Raw genomic sequence first — 15,942 nt, forward strand, 5'->3', positions numbered from 1 at the left:
TGTTTGTGGTTGATTTTTGTGATCGTTTTCATTATACTGTAATCAAAGAAGAGGTGAATGAAATGTTAACTCCTGAACGTCATCAAATGATATTGCAACTTGTAAAAGAGCAGAAGGTTGTTAAATTACAACAATTAGTGGAAAGAACAGAAAGCTCTGAATCAACAATTCGTCGTGACTTAGCACAATTGGAAAAGCAAAGGTTATTAAAAAGAGTTCATGGTGGTGCGGCTGTTTTAACGGGAAAAGGACAGGAGCCAACGATGGTTGAAAAATCATCCAAAAACATTCAAATAAAACAACAAATTGCGAAGTATGCGGCTAACGTTGTGGAACAAGGTGATTGTATTTATTTAGATGCAGGAAGTACAACATTTGAAATGATTCCATTTTTAATAAATAAAGATGTTACCGTTGTTACGAATGGACTTATGCATATTGAAGCTTTAGTTGAAAATAATATTCGTGCATATTTACTAGGCGGAATGATGAAGAGTAGGACGAAAGCTTTAATCGGTGCAATGGCGCAGGAAAGTATGCAGAAGTATCGTTTTGATAAATGTTTTTTAGGAGCGAATGGTGTACATGAACAGCTTGGTTTTACAACACCAGATCCAGAAGAGGCACTTTTAAAGCAAATGGCATTAACATTAGCAAATGAAGGATATTTCTTAATAGATGAAAGTAAGTTTTCGGAAGTTGCGTTTGCGAAAATTGCCAATGTGGAAGAGGCAAATATTATTACAAACCATTTAGAAATTGATTTAGAAAAATATAAAAGACAAACCAATGTAATTGAGGCTGATAAACAATGATCTATACAGTAACTTTAAATCCATCTATTGATTATGTAGTACAAGTTAATTCCTTAGATTTAGGCGCAGTAAATCGAGCGGAGAAAGATATGAAGTTTCCTGGAGGAAAAGGAATTAATGTTTCTCGCGTTCTTCATCGTTTAGGTGTTGAAAATGTAGCGCTTGGATTTACTGGTGGATTTACCGGTCGATTTATTAAAGATGTATTACAGACAGAAGGTGTAATAACAAACTTCATCCAAGTAAGTGAAGATACTCGAATTAACGTGAAAATAAAAGGACGAGAAGAGACAGAATTAAATGGACAAGGTCCTAGTGTGACTAAGGAACAATTTGAACAATTAATGAAACAAATTGAAAGTATGGAGCAGGGAGATTGTGTTGTACTAGCTGGAAGTGTACCAGCGTCTATCCCAACTACTTTTTATGCATCAATCGCAGCGTTCGGAGCTGAAAAAGGCATTCGTGTAGTAGTAGATGCAAGTGGTAGTGCCTTGCAGCATGTAGTTAAAAATAAACCATTTTTAATAAAGCCTAATCATCATGAACTTGGTGAGTTATTCGGAGTAGAGATTTCCACAGTAGAAGATGTTTTACCATATGGAAGAAAATTAGTTGAACAAGGTGTAGAGCATGTTATCGTATCAATGGCCGGAGATGGGGCTTTATTATTTACGGCAGAAGGTATATATGAAGCAACTATTCCAAAAGGTGTTGTAATTAATTCGGTTGGGGCTGGAGATTCTCTCGTTGCGGGATTTGTAGGAAGATATGAACAGACAAAAGATATTGAAAAGGCATTTCAATATGGCGTTGCAACAGGGAGTGCAACAGCATTTTCAGCCGATTTATGTGAAAAGGAAAAAGTAGAAGAATTATTGTCGCAAGTAATTGTAACTAAGCGATAGGGGGAAGCAACATATGAAAATTACAGAACTATTAAAAAGGGATACAGTTATTATGAATTTGACAGCTTCAAATAAAGAAGCTGTCATAGATGAGTTAGTTGAGAAATTAAACGGGGCAAATCGTTTAAATAGCAAAGCTGAATTTAAAGAAGCTATTTTAAAGCGGGAGTCACAAAGTACAACCGGCATTGGTGAAGGGATTGCTATACCTCATGCGAAAACAAAAGCTGTTAAGCAACCAGCGATTTGTTTTGGTAGAAGTGTAAGCGGTATCAACTATGAATCGCTTGACGGACAACCAGCGCATTTATTCTTTATGATTGCTGCGAGTGAAGGGGCGAATAATACGCATTTAGAAACGTTATCACGCCTATCTACACTATTAATGGATGAAGGGTTTCGTAAGCAATTGTTAGAAGCGAAGGATGAAGAAGAACTTCTTCGTTTATTTGATGAAAAAGAAAATGAAAAAGAAGAAGAGGTTGAAGTTGCAAAACCAGAAGGGAATGAACCGTACGTATTAGCTGTTACAGCTTGCCCGACTGGAATCGCTCACACATATATGGCTGCAGATAGCTTGAAAGCAAAAGCAGAAGAGCTAGGAATTGCAATTAAAGTTGAAACGAACGGATCAACAGGTATAAAAAACGGTTTAACGAAAGAGGATATTGAACGCGCAACGGCTATAATTGTTGCGGCAGATAAACAAGTAGAAATGAACCGTTTTGCTGGGAAACATGTTATTCAAGTGCCAGTCGCTGATGGGATTAGAAAAACGGAGACGCTTCTTAATCGGGCTGTAAAACAAGATGCACCAATCTTTAAAGGTGTAAAAGAGGATGGAAAGGTAGAAAATACGGAGAAAGAAAAAGGATTAGGAATTTATAAGCATTTAATGAACGGCGTAAGTAATATGCTTCCATTCGTTGTTGGTGGCGGGATTTTAATTGCGCTAGCGTTTTCGTTTGGTGGTATAAAAGCAGAAGGTCCTTTAGCTGAATTGTTCATGTCTATTGGAGGAGGGGGAACAGGGGCATTTCTATTCCTTGTACCAATTTTAGCAGGATTTATTGCTAGTTCTATTGCTGATCGTCCTGGTTTTATGCCTGGTGTTGTCGGAGGATTTTTAGCGGCACATGCGAATGCTGGATTTTTAGGTGGATTAATTGCTGGTTTCTTAGCCGGATATGTTGTTTTAGGATTGAAAAAATTATTTTCAGGGTTACCAGTACAGTTAGAAGGAATTAAGCCTGTTTTGTTATATCCAGTCTTTGGATTATTGATTACAGGAGTTGTTATGCAAAAAGTAGTAATTCCGCCTGTAGTAGCATTGAATGAAATGTTAACAGGATGGTTAAATGGTTTGAACGGTACAAATGCTATATTACTAGGTCTTATTTTAGGTGCGATGATGGCAATTGATATGGGTGGTCCAATTAATAAAGCAGCATTTACGTTTGGTATTGCTGCGATAGAAGCGAAGAACTTTGGGGTGCATTCAGCGGTTATGGCCGGTGGTATGGTGCCACCGCTTGCAATTGCGTTAGCAACTACCTTCTTTAAATCGAAGTTTACAGAAGCGGAACGTAAGTCTGGTTTAACAAATTATATTATGGGGGCATCGTTTATTACAGAAGGTGCGATTCCATTTGCAGCAGCAGATCCGGTTCGGGTAATTGTCAGTTGTGTTGTCGGTTCAAGTATTGCAGGTGCATTATCAATGTTATTCCAAATTACATTACCAGCACCGCATGGTGGATTGTTTGTTATCGCTTTAGTCAATAAACCAGTGTTATATATTTTCTCGATATTGATAGGGGCAGTTGTTTCTGCTCTTATGATGGGAATTTGGAAAAAGAAAGTTAAATAATACGTGTAAAGGGAGTAGCTTTTATTAGCTGCTCCTTTTTATTACAAAAAAGGAGGTTAATAATTGGAGAATGATGAATTTTGGTAAAAGATGTAATGAAATATGATTTTTTTGTAACAAAAAAGTAATACTGTAATTTTTTCTGGAAAAAAATTCTGGTGCTTGTATGTGGAAAGTATATGAAAACTATTGAAGATTCTATTAGAAATGGGATTCATTAATATGGAAATTTATGTTACAACTCATTAATCGCATATTACGAATGGTTTGTAATTGTGTGATTTCGAAAAATACTAAAAATCTGTTGCTATAATAAAAATACGAAAACAAAGCAAATGGAGGCTATTCATGAAAAGATTATTAGGTATAGCAACGGCGGCAGTTTTTGGTCTTGGGATTTTTGCAGGTTCTGCGAAAGCAGAAACGATTGTAACAACAGACGTATTAAATGTTAGAGAAAACCCAACTGTAGAGTCTAAGCTTGTAGGTAAAATGTTAAGTGGAAATAAATTAGATGTTGTAAATACAGAAAACGGATGGACAAAAATTAAATTAAATGGTCAAGAAGCGTTTGTAAGTGCTGAATTTACAAAAAGTACATATTATGTGACGGCGGGTGTGTTAAATGTTCGCGCTGGAGCGAATACTGACTCAGAAATTCTTGGTAAACTGAATAAAAATGATGTAATTGAAACGACAAATCAAGTTCAAAATGAATGGTTGCAATTTGACTATAATGGAAAAACAGGATATGTTCATGTGCCATTTTTAACAGGAACGGCACCAGTGATTGAAAAGAAAGAAGTTGCAACGAAAGAAGAAGCGCCGGAAAGAGTAAATACGCCGGTTAAAAGTAATAAAGTAGTTAAGGGTAAAGAATCTGTTAAGAATGTAGAATCAAGTAAACCTGTGGCAAAACAGCAGTCAACTACGAAACAAGTTGCGAAATCTAATGAAACAAGTGCACCGGCTGGTGGACGTGAAATAACGGTAGAAGCGACAGCATATACAGCAGATCCGAGTGAGAATGGTTCGTATGGTGGTCGTGTATTAACTGCAATGGGGCATGATTTAACAGCGAATCCAAATATGAAAGTAATTGCTGTTGATCCTAAAGTAATTCCACTTGGATCAAAAGTATGGGTAGAAGGATATGGAGAAGCGATTGCTGGAGATACTGGTGGGGCGATTAAAGGAAATCGTATTGATGTTTTAGTTGGCTCAGATGGTAGTGCGAATAGCTGGGGGCGCAAATCTGTAAAAGTGAAAGTGATAGAGTAGTGTATATGTATTAATATAAAAGGCGGTTGCTTGAAAGTATGTAAGCAACCGCCTTTTATGGATTATTGAAAAGGGTAAATAGTTTTACCTGTAATAATTTTATATGCACTGCAAAATTGGTTTTGTATATACTCTGTATCTTTATTTTCTAGATGTAATGTTGTTTCTTGGAGAGCAGAATGAAAAGAACGTAGTAAACAATTTAAGGCAAAGTATAATTCTTCTTGTGAACAATTGTGTTCTTTTGTAGTAGTAGCTAAAATGAGGTCTTTTGTCAAAGATGAAAAATTGATAGTGGATTGTTTCATAGTTAACTCATCCTCTCGAAGGTATTTTTAATCATGTATATGCGGAATTGGACAAACTATGTTCTTTTTTATTTATAATTTCATGTACCGTAATGAAAGAACTTGCAATCATGCCGTTAAAATTGGTAAGATTGGATATAATCAATAGATGGAGTACATTACATAAAGAGAGTTGAATGATATGGGAGAAGTGCAACGTGAAAAAGTTGCTGTCATCATTGGACCAACTGCTGTTGGGAAGACGAAGTTAAGTATTGATCTTGCCAAAGCGTTAAATGGTGAAATTATAAGTGGAGATTCCATGCAGATTTATCGTACGATGGATATTGGAACCGCAAAGGTGACGAAAGAAGAGATGGACGGAATTCCACATTATATGGTTGATATAAAAAATCCGGAAGAATCATTTTCGGTTGCCGAATTTCAAGAACGTGTTCGTAAGCATATTCGCGAGATTACAGAGCGTGGTAAATTGCCGATTATCGTTGGTGGAACTGGTCTGTATATACAATCTGTTTTATTCGATTATCAGTTTACGGATGATGCTGGTGATGTTATATACCGAGAACAAATGGAAAAGTTAGCATTAGAACGTGGTGTGGAATATGTACATAAGAAATTACAGGAAGTAGACCCAGAAAGCGCTGAGCGTATTCATGCAAATAATGTACGCCGTGTCATTAGGGCGTTAGAAATTTTCCACACGACGGGTGAAAAAATGAGTGATCAACTTGAAAAACAAGAAAACGAGTTATTATACGATGTTTCCTTAATTGGCTTGACAATGGATCGTGAAATGCTATACGATCGCATTAACTTACGAGTTGATATAATGATGGACCAAGGTTTATTAGAAGAAGTAGAAGGGTTGTATAATCGAGGGATACGAGATTGTCAATCTATTCAAGCGATTGGGTATAAAGAGATATATGATTATTTTGAGGATCGTGTCTCTTTAGAAGAAGCGGTATCACAATTAAAGACGAATTCACGTCGTTATGCAAAACGTCAATTAACGTGGTTCCGTAATAAGATGGATGTCACATGGTTTGATGTTACAGACGGTGAAAAAACGTCAGAAATTTTACGATACATAGAAGGAAAGCTACAACTAAAGTCGAATAATAGTAAGTAGAGAAAAAGAGGAGGATTCGACATGAAGCAATCAATCAATATTCAAGATCAGTTTTTAAATCAACTCCGTAAAGAGAATACGTTTGTTACGCTGTACTTATTAAATGGTTTCCAGCTTCGTGGGTTAATTAAAGGATTTGATAATTTTACAGTCCTACTGGAAACAGAAGGTAAGCAACAGCTTATTTATAAACATGCAATTTCTACATTCGTACCACAAAAAAATGTTTCAATTGAATTAGAGTAGTAATAAATTATTGTACATAACAAAAAAAGAGCGAGTTTCTCGCTCTTTTTTTATTTGCCATAAACAATAAATAGTGAAATTTAAGCGATTCTAAATACAGTTAGACGAATGTTAGTGTTTCCTGTTGCAGGGATCGTAATCTCGTTAAGAGTAGATTGGACAGAAATGTTTGCTCCTGCAGCTAATGTTTCGATTGTAGTAAATGAAAGTGAGTCGCCTATTAAATTTGAAGAGAAGTTGTCAGTTGCAACTGCTCCATTTATTGAAATTCCTACTCCGAGTGGCGCACATCCTGGTGCAGTTGTAGAGATGGATACGCTAATTACATAAATACCACCGTTGATAACTGTAACTGTGTCTGTGCCATTAAAGATAATATTATTTACGTTAATTGCAGTACTGAAGATAAAGTTATTAAATTGTAGTACTGTTTGTTGAATGTTGTTTGTTACAACAATTGTTGCTATAGGGAAGCTAGGTCCAGTAGGCCCAGTAGGTCCTGTAACTCCTATACCAGTAGCGCCCGTTGGCCCTTGAACACCTTGAGGTCCAGTAGCACCAGTAGCACCAGTAGCACCCGCCGGTCCTTGAGCACCTTGAGGTCCAGTGGCCCCAGTAGCACCTGCTGGCCCTTGAATACCTTGAGGTCCAGTAGCACCTGTATTACCTTGAGGTCCCTGAGGTCCAGTAGGTCCAGGAGGCCCACCAGAAGGTCCAGTAGGTCCGGTAACTCCTATACCAGTAGCGCCCGTTGGCCCTTGAATACCTTGAGGTCCAGTGGCACCAGTAGCGCCCGCCGGTCCTTGAATACCTTGAGGTCCAGTGGCACCAGTAGCACCTGCTGGTCCTTGAGCACCCTGAGGTCCAGTAGCGCCAGTAGCACCTGCTGGTCCTTGAGCACCTTGAGGTCCAGTAGCGCCAGTAGCACCTGCTGGTCCTTGAGCACCCTGAGGTCCAGTAGCACCAGTAGCACCTGCTGGTCCTTGAGCACCCTGAGGTCCAGTAGCACCAGTAGCACCCGTGTTACCTTGAATACCTTGAGGTCCAGTAGTACCGGTAGCCCCCGCTGGTCCTTGAGACCCGGTAGCACCAGTAGCGCCAGTAGCGCCTGTATTACCTTGAGGCCCCTGAGGTCCAGTAGCACCGGTAGCCCCCGCTGGTCCTTGAGATCCGGTAGCGCCAGTAGCGCCTGTATTACCCCGAGGTCCTTGAGGTCCAGTAGCACCGGTAGCCCCTGCTGGCCCAGTAGGTCCAGTAGGTCCTTGAATGAATGAAGCAGAATTAACTAGAGCGGTTTGTAATGCTGCGATTAATTTAAGAAGCTCTTGAAGTGTGCAAGGGTCAATTCGGAATAGTTTTGTAATGGATAGTAAATAATTAATTAGATTTTGAAGCTCGATAAATACAGCGCTTGCTACGAAAGTTGGATTTTTTAATATAGTTATTAAGTTTTTAATAATAGCTAACCCTTGTGCTTTCAGGGAGGAAGTAGCATCTAGTGAACAAATAAATTTACTTAGTAGGTTCAATGTATCAATTAGATCTTCAATATTTTGGGGAGATGGATTTGCGAAAAGTTTTGGGATTATTTTTGTTAAATCGATAATGATTGCGCGGAATGTTCTAAGTTGTGCTTTAGTAACTGGGATTGATGGAGTATTTGGAATTCGTCCAGCGCTACTTGGAAAGCATGGTTTGGAGAATTTGTTCTGACTGTCGTTATAATGAGACATTAAATCTCTCCTTTCTCATGAGGATATGAACGAAACTCATCATAGTAGATGCAAAAATTAGTTAAATGGTCATAGTAAAATCGTTTGTTTGAAGAAAAAATAGAAAAAACGCCTTATGATAAGGCGTTTTTTCTATTTTCTGCGTATTGATAATATCGTTTTAGTGAAATCTTTGACTTGAAGCCAGCTAGCTTTATAATTTCTGACTCCGGAGTTTCTTTTTTTATTAAGTTTAAAATATAGGTGTTACGAAAGTGTTGTCCTGAGATTCCTTTGCGTAAATTAGCTCTGGATACTTCAAGGCGAATCATTTTTTGGATAGCGATTTCTGTTAATCCCTTTGGTGCATCATTTTCGTATACCCATCTGTATGTTCCACGATTAAAATCGAATGCGACAAATAATGGATCATTACTATGATATTTTGGACGAACGGGTTCAGGGATACTTTTGTAATAAGTATATAGTTGTTTTTTGTCTTCGCTAGTTAATGTAATTGTTCTTTCTACTCCTGCGGTTGCAGGTATAGATAACGTGTTAGTTTCAAAGTGGACGTGATGCATAGTTAATGCTGTAAGTTCCTGTAAGGATAATCCATAGTCAATTAATAAATTTAAAATAGCGATATTACGATCCATCAATAAAGGGCGTACAGGACGTTGTTTTTCTGAAAGTCCTTCTAATGAAGTGACTATATATTTTAATCTTTTTTCTTCATCAGATGAAATGAAATCTTCATTGCGGAGTGTGCGGTCTGGTTGAATAGACATTTCCATGTTCTTTAATGGGTTAGGAATATTTAGAAAGTGATGCATTCTATTTAATACAATGAATACACGGTGCATCGTTTTCTCTGAGTAATGTCGATTCTTTTTTAAGTCGGAAAAGTAATCTTCGTAGTCTTTTGTACAAAGTGTAGCCCATATATTACTGGAAGGGAGCTTTTTGTTTTTTTCTAACCAATGTCCGAAATCTTCAATGTCATAAACATAACGTTTAATGGTTGAAGGTTTTCGGCCTTTATTCAATAAAAAAATAGAAAAGGCTTGTATTGTATCATGGAATTCCGTTGTCTCCATAGTCCCACCACCTTCATTATTTCTTTTATTATAGCAAACTTTTCTGAAAATAGTCATTTGCAAAGGAGACAAGAATAATAATATTTGGTGAGTGGATAAAATGAGGTGATTGTATGGAACAATCGATGCGAAAGAAAAATAATAATCAAATTAACATTGTGTTAAATCATCGAAAGAAAATTTCTTTAACGGCTGCAGAAAATAAAACAGTAATTTCAAGTGAAACTACTACGAAACATGAGATGCTGCAAAGAATTGAAGAAGAGATGGGAAAACTCGTTGGGATGGATGATATAAAAAAGATAATAAAAGAAATATATGCTTGGATTTATGTGAATAAAAAAAGACAAGAAATAGGATTGAAGTCTGAGAAACAAGTACTTCATATGTTATTTAAAGGGAATCCAGGTACAGGGAAGACAACTGTTGCTAGAATGATAGGGAAATTATTATTTGAGATGAATATTCTATCAAAAGGGCACTTAGTTGAAGCTGAACGTGCGGATCTTGTAGGAGAGTACATCGGTCATACAGCTCAAAAAACAAGAGATTTAATAAAAAAAGCAATGGGAGGAATTTTGTTTATTGATGAGGCATATTCATTAGCCCGAGGGGGAGAAAAAGATTTTGGAAAAGAAGCAATTGATACGCTCGTAAAACATATGGAAGATAAACAACACGGTTTTGTATTGATTTTAGCTGGATATTCAAGAGAGATGAATCACTTTCTTTCATTGAATCCAGGACTGCAATCTCGTTTTCCATTTATAATTGAGTTTGCGGACTACTCAGTAAATCAGTTGTTAGAAATAGGGAAGAGGATGTATGAAGAACGTGAATATCAGTTATCGAAAGAGGCTGAATGGAAATTTAGAGATCATTTACATGCTGTAAAGTACTCATCGCAAATTACATCCTTTAGTAATGGACGATATGTCCGGAATATTGTTGAAAAATCGATTCGTACACAAGCTATGCGGTTGTTACAAGAGGATGCATATGATAAATATGATTTGATTGGAATATCAAGCAGTGATTTGATGCTTGAAGAGGAGACGCACAGTACGTAAACTGTGCGTCTGTTTTTCTGTATAAGTGCTTCTATTACTTTTTTGCTTTTTCTTGATAAGATTTATGGAATCGTTCCATTTTAGCACTTTTTTCGTGTGCGGAATTAGGGTCGTGTCCAATTTGACCTACTGAGCTTTTTTGAGCCCCTTTATTCACATGGTTTGTCATTTGTATTCACCTCGCTTTGAGGATTAGTATAAACATTCTGTAAAGAAAAACTCATTAGAAAAGAAAAACCCCTTTACGATTTGTAAAGAGGTTGGATTGCTATTTATGCATTGAACGTTCGTTTGTGTCGATGCGTCTATGCGGTAAATGCCATTTGTAATGAATAGAAACCATGCGGAAGCAAACAATTAAAATGAATAAGGTGTATAGAGCCCAATCGCTAACAATAATTTGAGCGCCAATTAAGAAACCTGCCAGAATCGTCCAAAAAGCATATACATCAGCTCGAAGAACGAGAGGTTTTCTACGGGCTAAAAGATCGCGGATAATACCGCCTCCAATGCCAGTTAAAACGGCTGCTACGATTGTAGCGCTAATTGGTAAATTTAATTTTTGAGCGTATAATGCCCCTTGTACGGCAAATGCTGATAAGCCGATAGCATCAGTGATGTTTTCCCACTTTTTCCAGTGTCTAATTAATTTATTTGGAAAAAGAAAAATAATCGTCATTGATAAAAGTGCGATTTGGAATAACATGTCTTGTTGCCAAAACGCGACAATCGGATAACCGATTAATAAATTACGAAGGGCACCTCCCCCAAATGCGGTTGCCATTCCTAAAATATACACCCCGAAAATATCATAATCCTCTTCCATTGCAACAATAGCCCCGCTTAATGCGAAAGCAATTGTGCCTATGATGCTAAAAATCTCCCATGCCATGAATTTTCTCCCCCGCTAACTAGATGAAATGTGCTTCCTCTGCTATTATATTAGAAGGTTTAAATTTCGAAAAGGATGAGTGAACATATTTGATGGAAGAAAAAGAGAAAGTCATATTAGTGGGCTGTCAATTGCCGCAAGATGATGATGAAAAATTTATGCATTCCATGAAAGAACTTGCATCATTAGCGAAAACTGCACGAGCAGAATTGTTAGTGTCTACAACGCAAAAACGACCGAAGTTTCATCCAGCGACTTATATAGGTAAAGGTAAATTAGAAGAGCTTACAATGTTAACTGAAGAATTAGAACCGGATGTTATCGTATTTAATAACGAATTAACACCGAGTCAAATTCGGAATTTATCCTCAGTATTAGATGCGAGGGTAATTGATCGAACGCAACTTATATTAGATATTTTTGCGCAACGTGCGAAGTCGAGAGAAGGGAAGCTTCAAGTAGAATTAGCTCAGTTGCAATATACAATGCCGCGTCTTATGGGGCAAGGGTTGTCTTTATCACGTCTTGGTGGTGGTATTGGAACGAGAGGGCCAGGTGAAACGAAACTTGAGACGGATCGTCGTCATATTCGATCACGGATTGATGAAATAAAGAAACAACTTGCAGTTGTTGTGGAACATCGAAAAAGATATCGTGAGAGAAGAAAAGATAATAAAGTATTTCAAGTTTCGTTAATAGGATATACAAATGCGGGGAAATCTACGTTGTTTAATAGATTAACGGAAGCTGATACATTTGAAGAGAACTTGTTGTTTGCAACGCTAGACCCGACAACAAGGAAGATGCCGTTACCTTCTGGTTATACAGTATTACTAACTGATACGGTTGGTTTTATACAAGATTTACCTACATCATTAATTGCTGCATTCCGCTCGACATTAGAAGAAGCTGGTGAAGCGGATGTTATTTTACATGTTGTGGATTCTGCAGATCCGAATTATGTAGGGCATGAGAAAACAGTAAAACAATTATTGTCAGAACTCGAAATCAATCATATTCCTATTATTACGTTATATAATAAAAAAGATGAATTACATCAAAACTTTATTCCGTTTCCGAAAAGTGACTTCTTAATGACTAGTGCTTTTGAAGAAAATGATCTATTACATATAAAAGAAGCGATAGAAACGAAAATGAAGGAAGAAATGAATTGTTATCAAGTGAAAATTCCTCCGAGTGAAGGTAAGTTATTAACTCTATTAAAGACAGAGACGCTATTAACGAAAATGGAGTTTTTGGAAGAGAAATTTGTATATGATTGCGCGGGGTATATTTTTGCTCATTCATCGCTTAATGTACAATTAAAGAGATTTTTAGTGGAAGAAGGAGAAAATAAAAATGTTTGATCGTTTGAAAAATGGAGAAAAAATTGCTCCAATCGTAAAAGAAGTAGAGAGTCAAATTACAGAAGTACATAAACGTGCGGATGAAGTAATTGAAAGTAATCAGTTTCGTGTGTTAGAAAGTTTCCGTAAACATAAAATTAGTGATTCACATTTTATTCCGACGACAGGTTATGGTTATGATGATATTGGTCGTGATACGTTAGAAAAAGTGTATGCAGATGTATTTGGAGCGGAAGCTGGTCTTGTTCGTCCGCAAATCATTTCAGGTACTCACGCAATTTCAACAGCGCTATTCGGTATTTTACGTCCAGGAGATGAGTTATTGTACATCACGGGTAAGCCGTATGATACGTTAGAAGAAATTGTTGGTGTACGTGGAAAAGGTGTAGGATCATTCAAAGAATATAATATTGGTTATAATGCAGTTCCGCTTACTGAAGAGGGGCTAGTTGATTTTAGAGCTGTTGCAGCTGCCATTCATAGTAATACGAAGATGATTGGAATTCAACGTTCAAAAGGTTATGCTACTCGTCCGTCGTTTACTATTTCTCAAATTAAAGAGATGATAGCGTTTGTTAAGGAAATTAAACCGGATGTTGTCGTGTTTGTAGATAACTGTTATGGCGAGTTTATTGAAGAGCAAGAGCCATGTCATGTTGGTGCAGATTTAATGGCAGGTTCGCTTATTAAAAACCCGGGTGGGGGAATTGTTAAAACTGGTGGTTACATTGTTGGTAAAGAACAGTATGTTGAAGCGTGTGCATATCGTTTAACATCTCCAGGAATCGGTGCGGAAGCAGGGGCATCTTTATACAGTCTGCAAGAAATGTATCAAGGTTTCTTCTTAGCGCCGCATGTAGCAGGACAAGCGCTAAAAGGTGCGATTTTTACAGCTGCATTTTTAGAAAAGTTAGGAATGAATACATCACCAGCGTGGAATGCACCAAGAACGGATTTAATTCAATCTGTTCAATTTGATGACAAAGATCGCATGATTGCATTCTGCCAAGCAATTCAATATGCATCTCCGATTAACTCTCACTTCACTCCATATGCCAATTATATGCCGGGGTATGAAGATGATGTAATTATGGCTGCGGGAACGTTTATTCAAGGTGCAAGTATTGAATTGTCAGCTGATGGTCCAATTCGTCCGCCTTATGTTGCTTACGTACAAGGTGGGCTAACTTATTCGCATGTGAAGATTGCGATTTGTTCTGCAATTGATGCATTAATTGAAAAAGAATTATTAACAATTTCTTAAAGGGAAGCTGTCGATTTCGACAGCTTTTTTTGCGTGAAAGTAATGATTTATTTCATTAGAAAAAAGAATGAAAAAAATTTTAAAAAAATCATGTAAGAAAAGCTAACATCTATTGACACTAAACATAACATGGTATAAAATGAGAAGCAGTTAAGGCGAAGGAGGAACTGAAACGATGAAAGAAGATAGACGTTCTGCCCCGCTGTTTCCTATTGGTATTGTTATGGATTTAACACAATTATCTGCACGTCAAATTCGCTACTATGAAGAGCATAATCTTGTTTCTCCAACCCGTACAAAGGGGAATCGTAGATTATTCTCATTTAACGATGTAGATAAGTTGTTAGAGATTAAAGATTTATTAGATCAAGGCTTGAATATGGCTGGTATTAAACAAGTGTTACTAATGAAAGAAAATCAAACAGAAGCAGTGAAAGTAAAAGAAGAAACGAAAGAAATTTCAAAAACTGAGCTTCGCAAAATACTTCGAGATGAACTACAACATACAGGTAGATTTAATCGAACTTCATTGCGACAAGGTGATATTTCAAGATTTTTTCACTAAAGAGAACTGATTCTGAAGGTGTTTAGAGGGACTAAGGAGGAATTTATAATGGCTAGGTACACAAAAGAAGATATTTTCCGTTTGGCGAAAGAAGAGAATGTAAAGTATATCCGTTTACAATTTACGGACCTTTTAGGAGTAATTAAAAACGTAGAAATTCCAGTGAGCCAATTAACAAAAGCTCTTGATAACAAAATGATGTTTGATGGATCTTCTATTGAAGGTTTCGTACGTATTGAAGAATCTGATATGTACTTATATCCAGACTTAGATACTTGGGTGATTTTCCCTTGGACAGCTGAAAAAGGTAAAGTAGCTCGATTAATCTGTGATATTTACAATGCAGATGGCACTCCATTTGAAGGGGATCCACGTAACAATTTAAAGCGTGTATTAAAAGAAATGGAAGCTTTAGGATTCTCAGATTTCAATCTTGGACCAGAGCCAGAATTCTTCCTATTCAAAGTAGATGAAAAAGGAAATCCGACATTAGAATTAAACGATAACGGTGGATACTTCGACCTTGCGCCGATGGATCTAGGGGAAAACTGTCGTCGTGATATCGTTCTTGAACTTGAAGAAATGGGCTTTGAAATTGAAGCGTCTCACCATGAGGTTGCTCCAGGGCAACACGAAATTGACTTCAAATATGCAAATGCAATTCGTTCATGTGATGACATTCAAACATTCAAACTTGTTGTAAAAACAATTGCTCGTAAACACGGTTTACACGCAACATTTATGCCAAAACCATTATACGGTGTGAACGGTTCAGGTATGCACTGTAACTTATCACTATTCAAAAATGGTGAGAACGTATTCTATGATCAAAACGGTGACTTACAATTAAGTGATGACGCTCGTCACTTCATCGCAGGTATTTTAAAACACGCACCAGCATTTACAGCGGTAGCAAACCCAACTGTAAACTCTTACAAGCGTTTAGTACCTGGATACGAAGCTCCTTGTTACGTAGCATGGTCTGCACAAAACCGTAGTCCATTAGTACGTATCCCTGCATCTCGTGGTATTAGCACACGCGTAGAAGTACGTAGTGTTGACCCAGCTGCAAACCCATATTTAGTAATGGCAACATTATTAGCAGCAGGTCTTGATGGAATTAAAAACAAATTAACTCCACCAGCTGCAGTAGATCGTAACATCTACGTAATGACAAAAGAAGAGCGCGAAGAAGCAGGTATCGTTGATTTACCGGCAACATTAGCGCAAGCTTTAGTTACATTACAATCTAATGAAGTAATTAGTAACGCATTAGGAGATCACTTACTTGAGCACTTCATCGAAGCGAAGGAAATTGAGTGGGATATCTTCCGCACGCAAGTTCACCAATGGGAACGCGATCAATATATGTCTCTATACTAAGAGGTGAGGAAGCCCTGATACTACGG

At 37.3% G+C, this 15,942-nt stretch carries 16 protein-coding genes; 11 read left to right on the forward strand and 5 right to left on the reverse strand.

Annotated features, from left to right (window positions below):
• The first annotated feature begins 62 nt into the window (after positions 1–62).
• The 4 genes from LMD38_RS08540 (at position 63) to entD (ending at position 4,874) form a co-directional block, all read left to right on the forward strand.
• The gene (locus LMD38_RS08540) at positions 63–815 is read left to right on the forward strand and encodes a DeoR/GlpR family DNA-binding transcription regulator (RefSeq protein WP_000957276.1); all 753 of its coding nucleotides are present in this window, start codon (positions 63–65) and stop codon (positions 813–815) included.
• Positions 812–1,723 (forward strand): 1-phosphofructokinase, encoded by a 912-nt coding sequence (pfkB, locus tag LMD38_RS08545; protein WP_016718269.1) that lies wholly within the window; start codon positions 812–814, stop codon positions 1,721–1,723. Before LMD38_RS08540 ends, pfkB begins: the two co-directional genes overlap by 4 nt.
• A gap of 13 nt (positions 1,724–1,736) precedes the next feature.
• The gene (locus LMD38_RS08550; protein ID WP_016718268.1) at positions 1,737–3,593 is read left to right on the forward strand and encodes a PTS fructose transporter subunit IIABC; all 1,857 of its coding nucleotides are present in this window, start codon (positions 1,737–1,739) and stop codon (positions 3,591–3,593) included.
• Between the two features lie 348 nt (positions 3,594–3,941).
• Positions 3,942–4,874, forward strand: coding sequence for a cell wall-binding protein EntD (entD, locus tag LMD38_RS08555; protein WP_016718267.1), 933 nt, complete (start codon positions 3,942–3,944; stop codon positions 4,872–4,874).
• A gap of 62 nt (positions 4,875–4,936) precedes the next feature.
• Here the strand turns inward: entD and LMD38_RS08560 are convergent, their stop codons facing one another.
• Positions 4,937–5,182 carry a hypothetical protein gene (locus LMD38_RS08560; RefSeq protein ID WP_228920249.1) on the reverse strand — a complete coding sequence of 82 codons (246 nt, stop codon included), beginning with the start codon at positions 5,180–5,182 and terminating at the stop codon, positions 4,937–4,939.
• A 181-nt stretch (positions 5,183–5,363) separates the two neighbouring features.
• Between LMD38_RS08560 and miaA the strand changes: the two genes are divergently transcribed.
• Positions 5,364–6,317, forward strand: coding sequence for a tRNA (adenosine(37)-N6)-dimethylallyltransferase MiaA (gene miaA, locus LMD38_RS08565; RefSeq protein WP_016718266.1), 954 nt, complete (start codon positions 5,364–5,366; stop codon positions 6,315–6,317).
• A 21-nt stretch (positions 6,318–6,338) separates the two neighbouring features.
• A complete protein-coding gene (hfq, locus tag LMD38_RS08570; RefSeq protein WP_000813896.1) occupies positions 6,339–6,563 on the forward strand; it encodes an RNA chaperone Hfq in 225 nt (74 codons plus the stop codon).
• An 80-nt stretch (positions 6,564–6,643) separates the two neighbouring features.
• On the opposite strand, the gene LMD38_RS08575 is transcribed toward hfq, so the two are convergent.
• Together LMD38_RS08575 and LMD38_RS08580 are read right to left on the reverse strand one after the other, a co-directional pair.
• The gene (locus LMD38_RS08575; protein WP_228920250.1) at positions 6,644–8,296 is read right to left on the reverse strand and encodes a Gly-Xaa-Xaa repeat protein; all 1,653 of its coding nucleotides are present in this window, start codon (positions 8,294–8,296) and stop codon (positions 6,644–6,646) included.
• 113 nt (positions 8,297–8,409) lie between these two features.
• On the reverse strand, positions 8,410–9,375 hold the full coding sequence (locus LMD38_RS08580; protein ID WP_000450317.1) for a tyrosine-type recombinase/integrase: 966 nt from the start codon (positions 9,373–9,375) through the stop codon (positions 8,410–8,412).
• Between the two features lie 113 nt (positions 9,376–9,488).
• Here LMD38_RS08580 and spoVK point away from each other — a divergent pair, with 113 nt between their 5' ends.
• Positions 9,489–10,445: a stage V sporulation protein K gene (gene spoVK / locus LMD38_RS08585; RefSeq protein WP_062822111.1), complete on the forward strand. Its 957-nt coding sequence runs from the start codon at positions 9,489–9,491 to the stop codon at positions 10,443–10,445.
• Between the two features lie 34 nt (positions 10,446–10,479).
• Here the strand turns inward: spoVK and LMD38_RS28610 are convergent, their stop codons facing one another.
• The gene (locus LMD38_RS28610) at positions 10,480–10,614 is read right to left on the reverse strand and encodes a hypothetical protein (RefSeq protein WP_000181496.1); all 135 of its coding nucleotides are present in this window, start codon (positions 10,612–10,614) and stop codon (positions 10,480–10,482) included.
• 99 nt (positions 10,615–10,713) lie between these two features.
• Positions 10,714–11,337 carry a trimeric intracellular cation channel family protein gene (locus LMD38_RS08590; RefSeq protein WP_000312265.1) on the reverse strand — a complete coding sequence of 208 codons (624 nt, stop codon included), beginning with the start codon at positions 11,335–11,337 and terminating at the stop codon, positions 10,714–10,716.
• A 92-nt stretch (positions 11,338–11,429) separates the two neighbouring features.
• Between LMD38_RS08590 and hflX the strand changes: the two genes are divergently transcribed.
• From hflX to glnA, 4 genes are all read left to right on the forward strand, one after another.
• Positions 11,430–12,704 carry a GTPase HflX gene (gene hflX / locus LMD38_RS08595; RefSeq protein ID WP_016718264.1) on the forward strand — a complete coding sequence of 425 codons (1,275 nt, stop codon included), beginning with the start codon at positions 11,430–11,432 and terminating at the stop codon, positions 12,702–12,704.
• Positions 12,697–13,968: a methionine gamma-lyase family protein gene (locus LMD38_RS08600; protein WP_000460298.1), complete on the forward strand. Its 1,272-nt coding sequence runs from the start codon at positions 12,697–12,699 to the stop codon at positions 13,966–13,968. The genes hflX and LMD38_RS08600 overlap by 8 nt, the downstream gene beginning before the upstream one ends.
• Before the next feature lie 175 nt (positions 13,969–14,143).
• Positions 14,144–14,533 (forward strand): transcriptional repressor GlnR, encoded by a 390-nt coding sequence (glnR, locus tag LMD38_RS08605; protein ID WP_000656783.1) that lies wholly within the window; start codon positions 14,144–14,146, stop codon positions 14,531–14,533.
• A 48-nt stretch (positions 14,534–14,581) separates the two neighbouring features.
• The gene (gene glnA / locus LMD38_RS08610; RefSeq protein ID WP_000135330.1) at positions 14,582–15,916 is read left to right on the forward strand and encodes a type I glutamate--ammonia ligase; all 1,335 of its coding nucleotides are present in this window, start codon (positions 14,582–14,584) and stop codon (positions 15,914–15,916) included.
• Positions 15,917–15,942: the final 26 nt, after the last annotated feature.

The sequence above is a fragment of the Bacillus pacificus genome (assembly GCF_020861345.1).
Classification (GTDB): domain Bacteria; phylum Bacillota; class Bacilli; order Bacillales; family Bacillaceae_G; genus Bacillus_A; species Bacillus_A pacificus.

What these genes read in the sequence shown, in the direction of transcription:
- LMD38_RS08540 (WP_000957276.1), top strand. Translation starts at nt 63, where the DNA reads ATGTTAACTCCTGAACGTCATCAAATGATATTGCAACTTGTAAAAGAG.
- pfkB (WP_016718269.1), top strand. Translation starts at nt 812, where the DNA reads ATGATCTATACAGTAACTTTAAATCCATCTATTGATTATGTAGTACAA.
- LMD38_RS08550 (WP_016718268.1), top strand. Translation starts at nt 1,737, where the DNA reads ATGAAAATTACAGAACTATTAAAAAGGGATACAGTTATTATGAATTTG.
- entD (WP_016718267.1), top strand. Translation starts at nt 3,942, where the DNA reads ATGAAAAGATTATTAGGTATAGCAACGGCGGCAGTTTTTGGTCTTGGG.
- LMD38_RS08560 (WP_228920249.1), bottom strand. Translation starts at nt 5,182, where the DNA reads ATGAAACAATCCACTATCAATTTTTCATCTTTGACAAAAGACCTCATT.
- miaA (WP_016718266.1), top strand. Translation starts at nt 5,364, where the DNA reads ATGGGAGAAGTGCAACGTGAAAAAGTTGCTGTCATCATTGGACCAACT.
- hfq (WP_000813896.1), top strand. Translation starts at nt 6,339, where the DNA reads ATGAAGCAATCAATCAATATTCAAGATCAGTTTTTAAATCAACTCCGT.
- LMD38_RS08575 (WP_228920250.1), bottom strand. Translation starts at nt 8,296, where the DNA reads ATGTCTCATTATAACGACAGTCAGAACAAATTCTCCAAACCATGCTTT.
- LMD38_RS08580 (WP_000450317.1), bottom strand. Translation starts at nt 9,375, where the DNA reads ATGGAGACAACGGAATTCCATGATACAATACAAGCCTTTTCTATTTTT.
- spoVK (WP_062822111.1), top strand. Translation starts at nt 9,489, where the DNA reads ATGGAACAATCGATGCGAAAGAAAAATAATAATCAAATTAACATTGTG.
- LMD38_RS28610 (WP_000181496.1), bottom strand. Translation starts at nt 10,614, where the DNA reads ATGACAAACCATGTGAATAAAGGGGCTCAAAAAAGCTCAGTAGGTCAA.
- LMD38_RS08590 (WP_000312265.1), bottom strand. Translation starts at nt 11,337, where the DNA reads ATGGCATGGGAGATTTTTAGCATCATAGGCACAATTGCTTTCGCATTA.
- hflX (WP_016718264.1), top strand. Translation starts at nt 11,430, where the DNA reads ATGGAAGAAAAAGAGAAAGTCATATTAGTGGGCTGTCAATTGCCGCAA.
- LMD38_RS08600 (WP_000460298.1), top strand. Translation starts at nt 12,697, where the DNA reads ATGTTTGATCGTTTGAAAAATGGAGAAAAAATTGCTCCAATCGTAAAA.
- glnR (WP_000656783.1), top strand. Translation starts at nt 14,144, where the DNA reads ATGAAAGAAGATAGACGTTCTGCCCCGCTGTTTCCTATTGGTATTGTT.
- glnA (WP_000135330.1), top strand. Translation starts at nt 14,582, where the DNA reads ATGGCTAGGTACACAAAAGAAGATATTTTCCGTTTGGCGAAAGAAGAG.